The sequence below is a fragment of the Enterobacter sp. D2 genome (assembly GCF_034427575.1).
Lineage (GTDB): Bacteria > Pseudomonadota > Gammaproteobacteria > Enterobacterales > Enterobacteriaceae > Enterobacter > Enterobacter cloacae_M.
The window spans coordinates 127,987-144,746 of sequence record NZ_JAXQPP010000002.1 but is presented as its reverse complement, the minus strand read 5'-3'; the positions used below and the strand labels follow the sequence as shown (position 1 = coordinate 144,746).

The 16,760-nt window shown below is 60.3% G+C and carries 15 protein-coding genes; 9 read left to right on the top strand and 6 right to left on the bottom strand.

Annotated features, from left to right (window positions below; all coding sequences use genetic code 11):
• Positions 1-5 precede the first annotated feature (5 nt).
• Genes SPG90_RS12890 through hycI form a run of 4 tightly spaced genes read left to right on the top strand, consistent with a single transcriptional unit; the run spans position 6 to position 2,170 of the window.
• On the top strand, positions 6-548 hold the full coding sequence (locus SPG90_RS12890) for a formate hydrogenlyase complex iron-sulfur subunit (RefSeq protein ID WP_023308967.1): 543 nt from the start codon (positions 6-8) through the stop codon (positions 546-548).
• A complete protein-coding gene (locus SPG90_RS12885) occupies positions 548-1,315 on the top strand; it encodes an NADH-quinone oxidoreductase subunit B family protein (RefSeq protein ID WP_033146382.1) in 768 nt (255 codons plus the stop codon). The genes SPG90_RS12890 and SPG90_RS12885 overlap by 1 nt, the downstream gene beginning before the upstream one ends.
• Complete coding sequence (locus SPG90_RS12880) at positions 1,312-1,722, top strand: formate hydrogenlyase maturation HycH family protein (protein WP_023308965.1); 411 nt, start codon at positions 1,312-1,314, stop codon at positions 1,720-1,722. Before SPG90_RS12885 ends, SPG90_RS12880 begins: the two co-directional genes overlap by 4 nt.
• Positions 1,715-2,170 carry a hydrogenase maturation peptidase HycI gene (gene hycI, locus SPG90_RS12875; protein WP_045404203.1) on the top strand — a complete coding sequence of 152 codons (456 nt, stop codon included), beginning with the start codon at positions 1,715-1,717 and terminating at the stop codon, positions 2,168-2,170. The genes SPG90_RS12880 and hycI overlap by 8 nt, the downstream gene beginning before the upstream one ends.
• A 58-nt stretch (positions 2,171-2,228) precedes the next feature.
• Here the strand turns inward: hycI and SPG90_RS12870 are convergent, their stop codons facing one another.
• Together SPG90_RS12870 and ascF are read right to left on the bottom strand one after the other, a co-directional pair.
• The gene (locus SPG90_RS12870; protein WP_047173492.1) at positions 2,229-3,653 is read right to left on the bottom strand and encodes a 6-phospho-beta-glucosidase; all 1,425 of its coding nucleotides are present in this window, start codon (positions 3,651-3,653) and stop codon (positions 2,229-2,231) included.
• 18 nt (positions 3,654-3,671) lie between these two features.
• Entirely contained in the window at positions 3,672-5,123 is a 1,452-nt protein-coding gene (gene ascF, locus SPG90_RS12865) for a PTS cellobiose/arbutin/salicin transporter subunit IIBC (RefSeq protein WP_126303032.1), read from the bottom strand.
• A gap of 214 nt (positions 5,124-5,337) precedes the next feature.
• On the opposite strand from ascF, the gene SPG90_RS12860 reads away from it, so the two are divergent.
• The 4 genes from SPG90_RS12860 (at position 5,338) to SPG90_RS12845 (ending at position 10,277) form a co-directional block, all read left to right on the top strand.
• Positions 5,338-6,351 carry a LacI family DNA-binding transcriptional regulator gene (locus SPG90_RS12860; RefSeq protein WP_126303031.1) on the top strand — a complete coding sequence of 338 codons (1,014 nt, stop codon included), beginning with the start codon at positions 5,338-5,340 and terminating at the stop codon, positions 6,349-6,351.
• A gap of 134 nt (positions 6,352-6,485) precedes the next feature.
• On the top strand, positions 6,486-7,031 hold the full coding sequence (gene hydN, locus SPG90_RS12855) for an electron transport protein HydN (RefSeq protein WP_023308960.1): 546 nt from the start codon (positions 6,486-6,488) through the stop codon (positions 7,029-7,031).
• A 5-nt stretch (positions 7,032-7,036) separates the two neighbouring features.
• The gene (gene hypF, locus SPG90_RS12850; protein ID WP_126303030.1) at positions 7,037-9,253 is read left to right on the top strand and encodes a carbamoyltransferase HypF; all 2,217 of its coding nucleotides are present in this window, start codon (positions 7,037-7,039) and stop codon (positions 9,251-9,253) included.
• Between the two features lies 1 nt (position 9,254).
• Positions 9,255-10,277 (top strand): HoxN/HupN/NixA family nickel/cobalt transporter, encoded by a 1,023-nt coding sequence (locus SPG90_RS12845; protein ID WP_126303029.1) that lies wholly within the window; start codon positions 9,255-9,257, stop codon positions 10,275-10,277.
• Between the two features lie 450 nt (positions 10,278-10,727).
• Here SPG90_RS12845 and norW read toward each other — a convergent pair whose 3' ends face one another.
• Positions 10,728-11,861 (bottom strand): NADH:flavorubredoxin reductase NorW, encoded by a 1,134-nt coding sequence (norW, locus tag SPG90_RS12840; RefSeq protein ID WP_322408178.1) that lies wholly within the window; start codon positions 11,859-11,861, stop codon positions 10,728-10,730.
• Positions 11,858-13,303, bottom strand: a complete 1,446-nt coding sequence (norV, locus tag SPG90_RS12835; protein WP_126303027.1) for an anaerobic nitric oxide reductase flavorubredoxin — start codon at positions 13,301-13,303, stop codon at positions 11,858-11,860. The genes norW and norV overlap by 4 nt, the downstream gene beginning before the upstream one ends.
• Before the next feature lie 186 nt (positions 13,304-13,489).
• Here norV and norR point away from each other — a divergent pair, with 186 nt between their 5' ends.
• Positions 13,490-15,004: a nitric oxide reductase transcriptional regulator NorR gene (gene norR / locus SPG90_RS12830; RefSeq protein ID WP_126303026.1), complete on the top strand. Its 1,515-nt coding sequence runs from the start codon at positions 13,490-13,492 to the stop codon at positions 15,002-15,004.
• Here norR and gutQ read toward each other — a convergent pair.
• Both gutQ and srlR read right to left on the bottom strand, forming a co-directional pair.
• Positions 15,001-15,966 (bottom strand): arabinose-5-phosphate isomerase GutQ, encoded by a 966-nt coding sequence (gutQ, locus tag SPG90_RS12825; RefSeq protein WP_126303025.1) that lies wholly within the window; start codon positions 15,964-15,966, stop codon positions 15,001-15,003. The two genes, norR and gutQ, sit on opposite strands and share 4 nt — an antisense overlap.
• Positions 15,959-16,732 (bottom strand): glucitol operon DNA-binding transcriptional repressor SrlR, encoded by a 774-nt coding sequence (srlR, locus tag SPG90_RS12820; protein ID WP_032640855.1) that lies wholly within the window; start codon positions 16,730-16,732, stop codon positions 15,959-15,961. The genes gutQ and srlR overlap by 8 nt, the downstream gene beginning before the upstream one ends.
• Positions 16,733-16,760 lie beyond the last annotated feature (28 nt).

Sequence of the window (16,760 nt, the reverse complement as noted above, 5' to 3'; positions counted from 1 at the left end):
TCGCCATGTTTACCTTTATCAAAAAAGTAATCAAAACGGGCACGCAGACCAGCAGCTATCCGCTGGAGCCGATGCCGGTGGATAAAAACTTTCGCGGCAAGCCGGAGCACAACCCGCAGCAATGCATCGGCTGCGCGGCCTGCGTCAACGCCTGCCCGTCGAACGCCTTAACGGTCGAAACGGATCTCAAAACCGGCGAACTGGCCTGGCAGTTTAACCTCGGGCGCTGCATCTTCTGCGGCCGCTGCGAGGAGGTCTGCCCGACGGTCGCCATTCGCCTGTCGCAGGAGTACGAGCTGGCGGTGTGGAAGAAGGAGGACTTCCTCCAGCAGTCGCGCTTTGACCTGTGCAGCTGCCGCGTGTGCAGGCGCCCGTTCGCCGTGCAAAAAGAGATCGACTATGCCATCGCGCTGCTGCAGCACAACGGTGACGCCCGCGCGGAGCACCACCGCGAAAGCTTTGAAACCTGCCCGGAGTGCAAGCGTCAGAAGTGCCTGCTGCCGTCCGACCGTATTGATATCACCCGCCATATGAGAGAGGCCAGCTGATGGAAAACCTACTGGGCCCGCGAGACGCTAACGGCATTCCTGTGCCGATGACGGTGGAGGAGTCCATCGCCAGCATGAAGGCGTCGCTGCTGAAAAAAATCAAACGCTCGGCCTACGTCTACCGCGTGGACTGCGGCGGCTGCAACGGCTGCGAGATCGAGATCTTCGCTACGCTGTCGCCGCTGTTTGACGCCGAGCGCTTCGGCATCAAAGTGGTGCCGTCCCCGCGTCATGCGGACATTCTGCTGTTTACCGGGGCCGTCACCCGCGCCATGCGCTCGCCGGCGCTGCGCGCCTGGCAGTCCGCGCCGGACCCGAAAATCTGCATCTCCTACGGGGCCTGCGGCAACAGCGGCGGTATCTTCCACGACCTTTACTGCGTCTGGGGCGGCACCGACAAAATCGTGCCGGTGGACGTCTACATTCCGGGCTGCCCGCCAACGCCCGCCGCGACGCTGTACGGCTTCGCGATGGCGCTTGGCCTGCTGGAGCAGAAAATCCACGCCCGCGAGCCGGGCGAGCTGGACAACCGGCCTGCGGCCATCCTGCACCCGGACATGGTCCAGCCGCTGCGGGTGAAGATTGACCGCACGGCGCGCAGGCTGGCGGGCTATCGCTACGGGCGTCAGATTGCCGATGATTATCTGCGCCTGCTGAGCCAGGGCGACCATCAGGTGGCGCGCTGGCTGGAGGCGGAAAACGATCCGCGTCTCAATGAGATCGTGGCGAACCTGAACAGCATCGTGGATGAGGCGCGTATCCGATGAGTGAAACGGTGGTGTTCAGCCAGCTGAGCCGTAAGTTTATTGATGAGAACGATGCCACGCCCGACGCGGCGCAGCAGGTGGTCTATTACAGCCTGGCGATTGGGCATCACCTCGGGGTGATTGACTGCCTGGAGGCGGCGCTGAGCTGCCCGTGGCCCGAGTACCTGGCATGGATCGCCACGCTGGAGGAGGGCAGCACGGCGCGGCGCAAGATGGAGGGCGTGCCGAAGTACGGCGAGATCGTCATCGACGCCAACCACATTGCGATGCTCGCCAACGCCTTTGACGCGGCGCTCGGCAGGCAAACCCCCGAGCAGCAGTCGTGGAGCAAAACGCTGCTCGGCATGCTGCACGATATTCATCAGGAGAGCGCCATCTACCTGATGGTGAGGAGATTACGTGACTGACGTTTTACTGTGTGTCGGCAACAGCATGATGGGCGACGACGGCGCGGGCCCGCTGCTGGCAGAGATGTGCGCCGCAAACCCGCAGGGCAGTTGGGTGGTGATTGACGGCGGCAGCGCGCCGGAAAACGACGTGGTCGCCATCCGCGAGCTGCGCCCGGAGAGGCTGTTAATCGTCGATGCCACCGATATGGGGCTCAACCCCGGTGAGATCCGCCTGATTGACCCGGACGACATCGCCGAGATGTTTATGATGACCACCCACAATATGCCGCTGAACTACCTGGTCGATCAGATTAAAGACGACGTGGGCGAGGTGCTGTTTTTGGGGATTCAGCCGGACATCGTGGGGTTTTATTACCCGATGACGCCGCCGGTGAAAGAGGCGGTGGAACGGGTCTATTCACGGCTTGCGGAGTGGGTTGGGGATGGAGGTTTTTCTCAGCTCTGAGCAGTGCCAAACCCCTCTCCCTCTCCCTGTGGGAGAGGGCCGGGGTGAGGGCAACAGGCTACTCGAGATCCGCCCCGTTACTCGCAATCACCTTCTTATACCACCAGAACGATTTCTTGCGCTTGCGGTCCAGCGTGCCGTTTCCTGCGTCGTCCCGGTCGACGTACACAAACCCGTAGCGCTTGCTCATCTCGCCCGTTGAGGCGGCCACCAGGTCGATACAGCCCCAGGTGGTGTAACCCATCAGCGGCACGCCGTCCTCAATCGCGTCGCCCATCGCGCGGATATGCTCGCGCAGATAGCTGATGCGGTAGTCGTCGTTAATCTCGCCGTTTTCATCAACGACATCTTTCGCCCCCAGGCCGTTTTCCACCAGGAACAGCGGCTTCTGGTAGCGGTCGTACATCATGTTCATGGTGATGCGCAGGCCGAGCGGGTCGATGCCCCAGCCCCATTCGCTCACCTGAATGTGCGGGTTACGTAGGGACTTCACGATGTTCGCCGCGCTGGTGTTGCCCGCGTTCATGTCCGCCGACGCGCAGCGCGAGGCGTAATAGCTGAACGAGACAAAGTCGACGGTGTTTTTTAACAGCTCGTCGTCGCCGGGATCTTTCACAATCACCACGCCTTTCTCGCGGAACACGCGGGCTGAGTAGGCCGGGTAGCTGCCGCGCGCCTGCACGTCGATGAAGAACAGGTTCTCGCGGTCTTTCTCCAGCGCCATCCACACGTCTTCCGGCTTGCAGGAGTACGGATAGAAATTCCCGCCCGCCAGCATGCAGCCGACCTGGTTTTCCGGGTTCACCTCGTGGGCAATTTTGGTCGCCAGCGCGCTCGCCACCAGCTCGTGGTGCGCGGCCTGGTATTTCACCTGGTCTTCGTTTTCGCCTTCCTCAAACACCAGTCCCGCCCCGGAGAACGGGCTGTGCAGCATGATGTTGATTTCGTTGAAGGTCAGCCAGTATTTCACCAGCCCGTTAAATTCCTCAAAGCAGGTGCGGGCGTAGCGGGCGAAGAAATCGACCATCTTACGGTTGCGCCAGGAGCCGTATTCCGTCACCAGGTGCATCGGCACGTCGAAGTGGCAGAGCGTAACCAGCGGCTCGATGTTGTACTTTTTGCACTCCTCGAACACCGCGCGATAGAAGGCAATGCCCTCTTTGTTCGGCAGCGGCTCGTCGCCGTTCGGGTAGAGGCGGCTCCAGGCAATGGAGGTGCGGAACACCGTAAAGCCCATCTCCGCCATCAGGGCGATGTCCTCTTTATAGCGATGGTAAAAATCAATCGCTTCGTGGCTCGGGTAGAACTCGTCGTCACGCAGCGAAAAACGCTTTTCCTTACCGATCTTCACCGCCAGGCGATTCGCGCCGTGGGGGATCATATCGACGGTCGTTAGTCCTTTGCCGCCTTCACGGTAAGCACCTTCACTCTGGTTGGCGGCAAGCGCGCCGCCCCATAAAAATCCTTGTGGAAAAACAGACATTCTTACCTCGCTTTCAATTTATGCTTTTGCTGCGTTGTTCTGTACCGGTGCGGTCTGCAGGGCGCGCGCTTTTTCAGCCTCGTCTTCGACCGGGATATCCTCAAACCCTAAAAGCAGGGTCAGAACAAACGACAGCACCACTGCCAGCCCCATCACGCCGAACACCCAGACGATGGTCATCGGGTTGGCCGGGTCAAAGAACTGCACGCTGGTGAACAGCCCCGGTGCCGCCATTGAGTGGCTGGCAAGACCGGCCATGCCGGCGACCGCCCCGCAGATAAAGCCGCTGATCAGGCTCGCAATCAGCGGACGTTTCAGACGCACCGCCACGCCGTACAGGGCCGGTTCAGAGATCCCCGCCATAATGGCGGAGGCTGCCGCCGCCAGCGCCGTCTGGCGCAGCTCCGGGTTTTTGGTTTTCCACGCCACCGCCAGCGACGAGCCGCCGAGCGACAGGTTGGCGCCGATTTCCGACGGCATCACCATCCCTTCCTTGCCCGTTTCGGCAATGGTCTGAATGATGGTCGGCGTAAACACGCGATGCATCCCGGTCATCACCAGCAGCGGCCAGAGCGCGCCCATGATGGCGACGGAGAGCCAGCCCAGGTAGCCGTGAATGGTGTAGACCAGCGCGGAGATGGCGCTACCGATCCAGATCCCCAGCGGGCCAATCAGCACGATGGCGAGCGGGGCGGCAATCAGCACGATCAGCATCGGCTTGAGGAAGTTTTTCGTCACCGCCGGGGTAATGCGATCCACCCAGCGTTCGATGTATGACAGGCACCAGGTCATCACCAGCGCCGGGATCACCGTGTAGGTGTATTTCACCGCCGTCACCGGAATAAAGGCGAACTCAACGTGCTCGCCCTGCGCGGCTTTCGCCATCAGCTCGATAAAGCTCGGGTGCACCAGCACGCCCGCGATGGCGATGGCCAGCGACATGTTGGTTTTGAATTTAACCGCCGCCGAGGCCGCCACCATCAGCGGCAGGAAGAAGAAGGCGCCGTCGCCGATGACGGTCAGAATAGTGAGCGTCGGCGCGCCTTTTGGCAGCACGCCGGTCATCTCGAGGATCATCGCCAGCAGCTTGACCATCGAGCCGCCGATGATCGCCGGGATCAGCGGAGACATGGTGCCGATCAGCGCGTCGAGGATCCCGGCGCCAACGCGGCGTAAGGTCATCTTCTGCGGGCCTTCCGGCACCGCGGGCTGCAGGTCAGCGGGCAGCAGGCTTACCACTTCGCGGTACGCCTGTGAAACCGTGTTGCCAATAATGACCTGGCACTGGTTGTCGTTGCGCACTACGCCGAGCACGCCGCTGATGCTTTTCAGGCGCGCTGCGTCGGTCAGGCTTTCGTCTTTCAGTACGAAACGCAGACGCGTCATGCAGTGGGTGACGGCGACGATGTTCTCTTTGCCGCCCAGCGCGCTGATAACGTCGTTCGCCAGCGCAGCGTAATTTTTGGCCATCGGATGTGATCCTGTTATTGTTGTGAGATATGTAGGAAACCGGTTCCACATAATCATCATGAGTTTCTTTGGATGAAACAAGATCGCTTTTTGACCATTTTTTCGTTTCGTGATGCAGATCGCAATGGTGTAGCAAAAGCGTGATTTCGCCGCTGCGACAATTTTTCTGCAGTGCAGTACACTGCGCTCCATCAGATTCAGACGGAATAACAACATGACCACGATGCTTGAAGTGGCGAAGCGGGCAGGCGTTTCGAAAGCCACGGTGTCCCGGGTGCTATCGGGAAATGGCTACGTCAGCCAGGAGACCAAAGACCGGGTGTTTCAGGCCATTGAAGAGAGCGGCTATCGCCCGAATTTACTGGCGCGAAACCTGGCGACCAAACGAACCCAGACGCTGGGGCTGGTGGTGACTAACACCCTCTATCACGGCGTTTACTTTAGCGAACTCCTGTTTCACGCCGCGCGCATGACGGAAGAAAAGGGGCGGCAGCTGATCCTCGCGGACGGCAAGCACAGCGCGGATGAAGAGCGTGAGGCGATCCAGTACCTGCTCGATATGCGCTGCGACGCGGTGATCATCTATCCGCGTTTCCTGAGCGTGGAAGAGATGGATGAGATCGTCGAGAAGTGCGAACAGCCCATCATGGTGCTCAACCGCCGCCTGCGGAAAAACAGCAGCCACTGCGTCTGGTCAGATCATAAAGCCTCCAGCCAGGAGGCGGTGTCGCAGCTGATTGCGAAAGGGCACCGGGAGATCGCGTTTATTACCGGCTCGCTGGATTCTCCCACCGGGGTTGAGCGTCTCTCCGGCTACAAGGACGCGCTGGCGCAGCACGGTATTCCGCTGCGCGAGGGGCTGGTTGCGCAGGGGAAATGGAACCCCGCCAGCGGCGCGGCGGCGGTTGCCGAACTGCTTGCGCGCGGTGAACGGTTTACGGCGCTGGTGGCGAGTAATGACGACATGGCGATCGGCGCCATGAAGCAGCTGCACGACAGCGGCGTGGCCGCCCCGGACGCGGTGTCGGTGATCGGTTTCGACGACGTGGCCATCGCGCCCTACATCGTGCCGTCGCTTTCCAGCGTGCGTATTCCGGTGACGGAGATGATCAAAGAGACCATCAGCCGCCTGATCTTCATGCTCGACGGCGGTGAGTTTAAGTATCAGCAAACCTTCTCCGGCGAGCTGGTGCTGCGCGACTCGGTTATTGATGGCCCGCACCGCTGATGTCGACAGCTGTCATCGTCATAAGTGACGATGACAGCGCCGCCGTAATTTTTAAATTCTTATAAAATCAATAGGTTAACTATTGGCACGGTTTATGAATATCTCCGCGCATAACTGTAATGCTGGAGAAGCAGATGAACCGTTTTATTATGGCCGATGCCAGTAAGTGTATTGGCTGCCGTACCTGTGAAGTAGCGTGCGTGGTTTCCCATCAGGCGGAGCAGGACTGCGCGTCGCTCACCCCTGACACCTTCCTGCCGCGCATCCACGTCATCAAAGGCGTGAATATTTCCACCGCCGCCATCTGTCGCCAGTGCGAAGACGCACCGTGCGCGAACGTCTGCCCGAACGGGGCGATTAAACGCGAGAAAGGCTTTGTGCACGTCATGCAGGAGCGCTGCATTGGCTGCAAAACCTGCGTGGTCGCCTGCCCGTACGGCGCGATGGAGGTGGTTGTCCGTCCGGTGGTACGCAACAGCGGCATGGGGCTGAGCGTACGTGCGGAGAAAGCCGAAGCCAACAAATGCGATCTTTGCTATCACCGCGACGCCGGTCCGGCCTGCATGGAAGCCTGCCCGACGCATGCGCTGGTCTGCGTGGATCGCGACAAGCTTGAGCAGATGAGCGCCGAAAAGCGCCGTCGCGCGGCATTCGACACGTCGTCATCGCTGCTGTTCTGAACCGTATGTGCAGTAACGGCGTACAGCTGCGCGTGCGCGGCAAGGTGCAGGGCGTGGGGTTTCGTCCCTTCGTCTGGCAGCTGGCGCAGGCGCTTCAGTTAACCGGTGACGTCTGCAATGATGGAGAGGGCGTGCTGGTGCGCCTCGCGGGTAATGGGGGGGCCTTTACCGCGAGGCTGCATCAGGACTGCCCGCCGCTGGCACGCATTGACCACGTTGAAACGCAGCCGTTTACCTGGGCGCAGGTGCCGGAGGACTTTACCATCCGCCACAGCGCGGGCGGGGCGATGGACACCCAGATTGTTCCCGACGCCGCGACCTGTCCGGCGTGCCTGGCTGAAATGCGCGACCCTGCCGAGCGCCGCTATCGCTATCCGTTCATCAACTGCACGCACTGCGGGCCGCGGTTTACCATTATCCGTGCGATGCCCTATGACCGTCCGGCCACGTCAATGGCCGCATTTCCCCTCTGCCTGCCTTGTGAGACGGAATACCGCAACCCCGCCGATCGACGTTTTCACGCCCAGCCGGTAGCCTGCCCGGACTGCGGGCCAGCGCTGGAATGGCGTGCGGGCGACATCACCGCTTCCCGTGAGGCTGCGCTGAGCGCGGCGGTGGCGATGCTGAAAAACGGCGGCATAGTCGCGGTCAAAGGGCTGGGCGGTTTTCATCTCGTCTGCGACGCGCGTAATCCGCAGGCGGTCGCGACGCTCCGGGCTCGCAAGCAGCGTCCCGCGAAGCCGCTGGCGGTGATGATCCCAAATGCGGACGGCGTGCCGGAGGCGATCCAGACGCTGTTACGCTCCTCCGCAGCGCCGATTGTGCTGACCCCAAAAGCCTCGCTTCCCGGGTTTCCCGAAGGGATTGCACCCGGGCTCGATTGTATTGGCATCATGCTTCCCGCTAACCCGCTGCAACACCTTCTGATGATGGACTGCCAGCGCCCGCTGGTGATGACTTCCGGCAACCTCAGCGGCAGACCGCCTGCCATGACCAACCAGCAGGCGCTGGATGAACTCGGCGACATCGCGGACGGCTTCCTGCTGCACAACCGCGATATCCTGCAGCGGATGGACGATTCGGTGATGGATCGGGACGGCACGATGCTTCGCCGCGCGCGCGGTTTTGTGCCGGATGCCGTCACGTTGCCTGCGGGTTTTGAGAATATCCCTGCCATGCTATGCACCGGCGCGGAGATGAAAAACACCTTCTGCCTGGTGCGTGGCAGCCAGGCGGTGCTGAGCCAGCATTTTGGCGATCTCGGTGACGAGGGCGTCGAAGCGCAGTGGCGAGGCGCGCTCTCGCTGATGCAGAAAATTTACGCCTTTCAGCCGAAGCGCGTGGTGTGCGACGCCCATCCGGGCTATCACACGCAACGATGGGCGCAGGCGCAGGGGCTGCCCGTTGAAACCGTGCTCCATCATCACGCCCACGCGGCGGCGTGCCTGGCGGAGAACGGCTGGCCTCTCGACGGCGGAGACGCGATTGCCCTGACGCTGGACGGGATCGGCATGGGCGAGAACGGCGCGCTGTGGGGCGGGGAGTGCCTGCGGGTGAACTATCTCGCGTGCGAGCGTCTGGGCGGGCTGCCTGCCGTTGCGCTGCCGGGGGGCGATCTGGCGGCGCGGCAGCCGTGGCGCAATCTGCTCGCCCACTGCCTGGCGTTTGTCCCTGACTGGCAGCAGTACCCGGAAACGCGCGCGGTTCAGCGTCAAAACTGGCCGCTGCTGGCAACGGCGATCCGGCGCGGCATCAACGCACCGCAGGCCTCGTCCTGTGGTCGCCTGTTTGATGCGGTCGCCTGCGCGCTGGGTATTGAAACCCAATCCTGGGAAGGTGAAGCGGCCTGCCGGCTGGAATCGCTGGCCTCGCAATGCGCGGGCGTCGACCATCCGGTGACGTTGTCTGTCGACAACCTTGCGCTTTTCTGGCAGCAGTGGCTGGCCTGGCAGGCTGAGCCCTGCGAGCGCGCGTGGGCGTTTCACGACGCGCTGGCAAAAGGGCTGGCGGAACTCGCCGCGCGCCATGCACGACGCCTGTCGCTGTCGACAATCTGTCTCAGCGGCGGCGTGCTGCACAACCGTCTGCTGCGCGCGCGCCTGCGTCATTATCTTTCTGACTTAACGCTTCTTTTTCCTTCGCGCCTGCCCGCAGGTGACGGAGCGATCTCCTTCGGGCAGGCGGCGATCGCCGCTGCCCGGTCATGTTCACAAAGGACTTAAAATGTTACGACTCTTACGCAATGAACCTCGCGCCGCGCTTCTGCTGCTGGCTCTGGTAATGGCAAACCTGCTGGCCTGGGGATGGGCATGGCACGCTTTTAGCGGCAGCACGGCGCTGATGGCCGCCAGCCTGCTGGCGTGGTGCTACGGGCTGCGTCACGCGGTGGACGCTGACCACATCGCGGCGATTGATACCGTGACGCGTAAGATGATGCAGCAGGGCAAACGTCCGTCCGGCGTGGGGGCGTGGTTCTCGCTGGGGCACTCCACCATCGTGGTGCTGGCCTCTATTGCTATTGCCGCTACCGCGACGGCGTTTCAGAAAAACATGGAGTGGTTCCACGAAACCGGCAGCCTGATCGGCACCGCGGTTTCCGCCACCTTCCTGCTGGCGATGGCGCTGGTGAACATGGTGATCCTGCGCGGCGTCTGGCGCAGTTTTCAGGCGCTGAAACAGGGCAGGTCAGTGCAGGGCGACATCACGCTCCCTGCCCAGGGCGGCGTCATGAACTGGCTGTTTGGCAAAACCTTCCGCCTGGTGAATAAAAGCTGGCAGATGTACCTGGTCGGTTTCCTGTTTGGCCTCGGCTTTGACACGGCCACCGAGATTGGCGTGCTGGGGATCTCTGCCGCCAGCGCGTCAAGCGGGATGTCGGTGTGGTCAATCATGGTCTTCCCGGCGCTCTTCGCCAGCGGCATGGCGCTGGTGGATACCCTCGATAACCTGTTGATGGTCGGTGCCTACGGCTGGGCGTTCAACAAGCCGCAGCGCAAGCTCTACTACAACATGACCATCACCGGCACCTCCGTGATAGTGGCGCTGTTTATCGGCGGGCTGGAAGCTCTGGGGCTGCTGATGGACAAATTTTCCCTCAGCGGCGGCGTGTGGGATCTGATTGGCGCGGTAAACGACAACCTGGGCAACGCCGGGTTTGCGGTGGTCGGGCTGTTTGTCGCCTGCTGGCTGATCTCCATGGTCAACTACCGCTGGCGCGGCTACGACGCGCTGGTGGTACGTTCCTGAACCGGCTCCTGCACGGCGCAACCTCCGCGACTTCCTCAATGGCTGGCGCATAGCGGCATACCGATAAAAAAGGTGCTGAAAATGTAGAACTTTTGCGGAATAAATATATTCCGCATTCTTCGCTTGTGTGAAATAACGAGAAAGATAATTGAGTTATTTATAAAAATTCGCCATTATTTGCCTCCTGCTGATGATGTCTTTTCAGACTGAGTCAGCTGCCAATAATAAATCTGGATGATGTTTTTAAGCTGTTTCATATTAAAGCATTTACGAAAATAATAAATAAGGGATTGATGGCGATGATATATCTACTTTGCATTTATTTAATGAATAGAATGCGTAAGAAAAAGCCCCGGAATATCGGGGCGGTGAATAATAAAATTCAAAGGTTAACTCTGCGTAGACTCGTTGTTGGACGGGTAAACGAAGCGCCGCCCGGCAACGAGAGGGTTAAGCAGGTAACAGTTTCAGCAGTGCGAAAGCCTCCTTCATCCGGTCTTCACTAACCACAAAAGCGCGAATCTGACCCTCGTTATCCGCGCCGCGCGCGACCATTCCCTGCGGTTCGAGGGTAATTTGCCAGTTCAGATCCTGACGCTGCGTTTCACCGGCAAGATGCAGCGGTAATTCTGGCGTTTTGACTTTAATCAGCATGGCGGGTAATTTCAGCGGCGCGCTGCCGCCGAGCAGGTTTTTCGCCAGATACATCGCGCTTAATTGAATTGGCTGTAAAAAGGGCAGTACCTGACCGTTAATTTCAGCGCAGTCACCTAACGCGTAAATATCAGGTTGCGTGGTTTGCAGGTAGCTATTTACCTTCACGCCACGCTGTATTTCGGCGCCTGCGCGATGCGCCAGCGTGGTTTCCGGGCGCAGGCCCGTTGCAGCGATTACCACATCCACCTCAACGCTGCGGCTGCGGTCGAGAGTGGCACGAATGCCGCCTTCGGTTTTGCTCAGGCTTTGCAGCTGCGATTTCAACAGCAGATGCACCCCCATGTCGGTCAGGCGATGCTGTAAGCGACTGCTTACTTCTGCGGGCATCAGCGACGACAGAATGCTTGCCGCGTGGTCGACCAGAGTCACGGATATACCCGCCCGGCAGAAATCCATCGCCAGCTCGGTGCCTATCAGCCCGCCGCCGACAATCATCACGCGTTGCGCGTCGCGAAGCGCCGTTTCGCTGGCCTGATACTCCTGCTGGCTGTTGAGGGTGCACATCAGCTCGCGGCCTTCAACCGGCGGCACAAACGCAGAGGCACCCGTGGCCAGCACCAGTTTGTCGTACTGCCAGGTTTTCTCTTTTGCTTTCACCTCGTGGGCGGCAGCGTCGATGTCGGTGACCCAGGTGTACGGGAACAGACGCAGGTTAAACTGTTCCGCGAACTCCCCCGCCGTCTGGCGGGTGAGGTCTTCGGCGCGCTGATGCTGACTAATCACGTGGCTTAGATCAGGCTTGTTGTACTCGTCCATGCTGTCGGCGGCGATCACCGTCAGCGGCACGCTGGCGTCCTGCTTGCGGATGTTTTTCACCAGCTGGCGGGCGGCAAAGCCCGAGCCGATGATGACGATACCGTTGTTCATTTTGCCTCCGTACCCAGTTCGTCAAAGACGTCTTTACCGAGTGAACACTCCGGGCAGAGGAAGTTTTCCGGCACGTCACTCCACGGCGTGCCCGGCGCAACGTCCTGCCGCGGCTCGCCCAGCGCCGGGTCGTAAATCCACTGGCAGACGCTGCACTGCATGCGCGGTCCGGCATCGGCGGCTGCCGCGGCGGCGCAGGCGCAGGTTTCCTGCTGTGCGGTTGGTTCGGCAGCTTGCGGAAGCGGTGCGAGCGCCCACTGACGGGCAATGTCGCGGCCGTGCTGGCGGCAGACCTCCTGGGCGTCGATATCCGGGCGCCATTTCGCCTTCAGGCTGAGGGACATCTCAAAGCCCGCATCCTGCAGGCGCGTAGACAGACGGTCTACCGCGCCGCCGCTCCACCCGTGGGAGCCAAAGGCGCTGGCGCGCTTGTTGCGAAAACGCAGACCGGTCATTTCTTCCACCAGACCGGCAATTTTCGGCATCATCACGTTGTTCATGGTGGAGGTGCCCACCAGCACGCCCTTAGAGCGGAAGACGTTGGTCAATACCTCGTTCTTATCGCTGCGCGCCACGTTGAAGATTTTCACCGCCACGTTGGGGTCCACTTCGTTGATGCCCTGGGCAATGGCGTCCGCCATCATGCGGGTGTTGTTGGACATGGTGTCGTAGAAAATAGTGATGCGGTCTTCCTGATAGTCCGCCGCCCATTTCAGGTAGAGCTCCACAATCTGGGTGGGATTTTCACGCCACACCACGCCGTGGGAGGTGGCAATCATGTCCACCGGCAGGTTAAAGCCGAGGATCTCGGTGATTTTTGGCGTCACCAGGCGGCTGAACGGGGTCAGAATGTTGGCGTAGTAGCGCTGGCACTGCTCGAAGAGTTCGGTCTGGTCCACTTCGTCGTTGAACAGGCGCTCGTCGCAGTAGTGCTGGCCGAAGGCGTCATTGCTGAACAGCACCGCGTCGTCGGTCATGTAGGTCATCATGCTGTCCGGCCAGTGCAGCATCGGCGTTTCCACGAAGATCAGCTGCTTGCCGTTGCCTATATCCAGCGCGTCGCCGGTTTTAACGGTGTGGAAATTCCACTCCGGATGGTGGTGGTGGCCGTTGATCGAGTCGATGGCGTTGGTGGTGCAGTAGATCGGCGTGTTCGGGATGTAAGACATCAGCTCGGTCAGCGCGCCGGCGTGGTCCTCTTCCGCGTGGTTGATGATGATGTAGTCGATGGCGTCCAGGTCGATTTCACTGCGCAGGTTCTGCACGAACTCGCGGCTGAACTTGTGATCGACGGTATCGATCAGCACGTTTTTTTCTTCGCGGATGAGATAGCTGTTGTAGCTGCTGCCGCGCAGCGTTTTGTATTCCGTCCCGTGGAAATCGCGCACTTCCCAGTCACGTTGACCGACCCAATGAATGTTATTTTTAACCAGAATAGACATAGCAACCTCTACGTAATACAGCATTTTCAAATAAGATGATTTGCCTATATCAAGTTGCGTGCCAGTTTTTAATTTATTGATTTTAATTAATTAATATTTTTATGATCCGTAATGGGTAGTCATTATGACTACCCAAAGTAGTGTCAATATGACAACATGCATTGTCAAAATGACAGCGAGGTCTCTATGAGCTTTTCCGTAGACGTGCTGGCGAAGATCGCCATTGAGCTGCAGACCGGTATCGGCCATCAGGACCGCTTTCAGCGGCTGATCTCCACGCTGCGCCACGTGCTTGAGTGCGACGCCTCGGCGCTGCTGCGCTACGAGGGGCGGCAGTTTATTCCGCTGGCTATCGACGGGCTGGCGAAGGACGTGCTCGGGCGGCGTTTTACCCTTGAGGGCCATCCGCGTCTGGAAACCATCGCCCGCGCGGGTGACGTAGTGCGCTTCCCGGCGGACAGCGATCTGCCCGACCCGTACGACGGGCTTATTCCCGGACAGGAGAGCCTGAAGGTTCACGCCTGTATCGGCCTGCCTTTATTTGCCGGGCAAAACCTGATCGGCGCGCTGACCCTCGACGGCCTGTCGCCGGACCAGTTCGACACCTTTAGCGACGAAGAGCTGCGCCTGATTGCCGCCCTGGCCGCCGGGGCGCTGAACAATGCCCTGCTGATTGAACAGCTGGAGAGCCAGAACATTCTTCCCGGCAGCCCGGCGGCGTTTGAGCAGGTGACGCAAACGGAGATGATCGGCCTTTCTCCGGGCATGGCGCAGCTCAAAAAAGAGATTGAGATTGTCGCCGCCTCAGATTTGAACGTGCTGATCTTCGGGGAAACCGGCACCGGCAAGGAGCTGGTGGCGAAGTCCATTCACGAAGCCTCGCCGCGCGCGGTGAACCCGCTGGTGTACCTCAACTGCGCCGCGCTGCCGGAAAGCGTGGCGGAAAGCGAGCTGTTTGGTCACGTTAAAGGGGCGTTTACCGGGGCCATCAGCAACCGCAGCGGCAAGTTCGAAATGGCCGATAACGGCACGCTGTTTCTGGATGAAATCGGCGAGCTCTCCCTGTCGCTGCAGGCCAAGCTGCTGCGTGTTTTGCAGTACGGCGACATCCAGCGCGTGGGGGATGACCGAAGCCACAGGGTGGACGTTCGCGTGCTGGCGGCAACGAACCGCGACCTGCGTGAAGCGGTGGTGGCAGGGCAGTTCCGCGCCGACCTGTTTCATCGCCTGAGCGTGTTCCCGCTTACCGTGCCGCCGCTGCGCGAGCGCGGGGACGACGTGGTGCTGCTGGCGGGCTTTTTCTGCGAGCAGTGCCGTCTCAGGATGGGGCTTTCCCGCGTGGTGCTGAGTCCTGGAGCGAGGGCGCATCTGCTGAGCTACGGCTGGCCGGGCAACGTGCGCGAGCTGGAGCACGCGATCCACCGCGCGGTGGTGGTGGCGCGGGCGACGCGTTCGGGTGACGAAGTGGTGATCCACGCGCGGCATTTTGCGCTGCAGGATGAAACCGCACCGGCAATCGCCCAGGCTCTACCAGAAACGGTGAATGAAAATCTGCGTGAAGCTACAGAGGCGTTTCAGCGTCAGATGATTACCCGCGCGCTGGAGCAGAATAACCGCAGCTGGGCGGCGTGCGCGCGTGCGCTGGAGATGGACGTCGCCAACCTGCACAGGCTGGCGAAGCGTCTGGGACTGAAGGGTTAGATAATGCCGGCCTGATAGAAATCCTGCAGGTTGATGGCGCCGCACAGCCTGCCGGAATCATCCACCACCGGTGCGGCGGTGATTTTGCGCTTCATCAGCACCTCTTTGGCTTCAATGGCGCGGCTCCCGGCGTTCAGCGTCAGCCCGCCCTGGGTCATCGCTTCCGAAACCCGCGCTTCCAGCCTGCCGCCGCCCACCAGCCAGCGGCGCAGGTCGCCGTCGGTGAACACGCCCTTAACGCTCCCGCTGTCATCGCAGACCGCTACCAGCCCCAGACCGGTGCGGCTCAGCTCCAGCATCGCGTCCATGACGCTGGTATCGAGTTTGACCTGCGGAATGGCATCGTCGGTGCGCATCAGGTGGTGAACCTTGTTGAGCAGGCGTGCGCCGAGCGCGCCCGCCGGATGCGAACGGGCGAAATCTTCTTCGTTAAAGCCACGCGCCTGCATCACCGCCATTGCCAGCGCGTCGCCCATCATCAGGGTGTTAACGGTGCTGGAGGTCGGGGCGAGGTGCATCGGGCAGGCTTCGCGCTCGACGGATATGTCCAGCGTCGCTTTGGCGGCCAGCGCCAGCGGCGAGCGGGACTTCCCGGTCATCGCCAGCAGGGCGACCGATTTTTCCTGCAGGCGTGGAATAATCAGGTCCAGCTCTTTGGCCGAACCGGAGTAGGAGATAAACAGCATCACGTCGCGGCTTTCAATCATCCCCAGATCGCCGTGCAGCGCCTCTGCCGGATGCACAAAAAAAGCCGGGGTGCCGGTGCTCGCGAGCGTCGCGGCAATCTTTTTGCCGATATGGCCGGATTTACCGATGCCCGCCACGATCACTTTGCCTTCGCAGTGGATAATGGTGTTGGCGGCGCGGACAAAATCCTCGCCCAGACGTTCCGGCAGGCGGCTGGCTTCCTGCAGTTCCAGCATCAGCGTCTGGCGGCCCGTTTCTAACAGAAAATCACTCATCTCTCTCTCCGGTTACGATCACGTCGATTCCTTTCTCTTCCAGCGCTTTCTTGAACGCCGGGTCGATACCCGCGTCGGTAATCAGCTTATCAACGCTTTCAAGGCTACAGACAATGTTGGGGCTTTTGCGGCCAAACTTCGACGAGTCTGCCATCAAAATCACTTCCCGCGCGGCGTTGCACATCGCTTTACTGACGCTGAAAACCTCGTTGAACGTCGTAACGCCTGCGTTCAGGTCGATGCCGTCGGTGCCCATAAAGAGTTTATCAAAGCTGAAGTGGTCGAAGGCATTCTCCGCCAGCTGGCCGTGAAACGACGCCGATTTTTTGCGGAAGGTGCCGCCGGGCATCAGGATGGTCTGCTCGCTGTCAAACTCCGACAGGGCGTTGACGATGTGCAGGCTGTTGGTCATCACCGTGATGTTGTTAAAGCGGCTGAGCAGCGGGATCATCTGCAGGACGGTGCTGCCTGCATCCAGAATGATGGAGTCGCCATCGTGGATAAATTTGACGGCGGCTTCGGCAATCAGCGCTTTCTGGTGGGTATTGATCAGCGTTTTGTGATCGATAGGCGGGTCCGCTTCGTCCTTGTTGAGCACCACGCCGCCGTAGGTTCGAATGACGGCGCCAGAGTTTTCGAGCAATACCAGGTCCTTGCGTATTGTCGTGCCGGTGGTGTCAAAGTAGTGGGCCAGATCCTCTACCGAGCATTTTCCCTGCTTTTGCAGATGCTCGAGAATGGCCGCCTGCCGCTGACGAGGTTTCATAGGCGCTTCGTTCCTTAGGTTGCGAAAT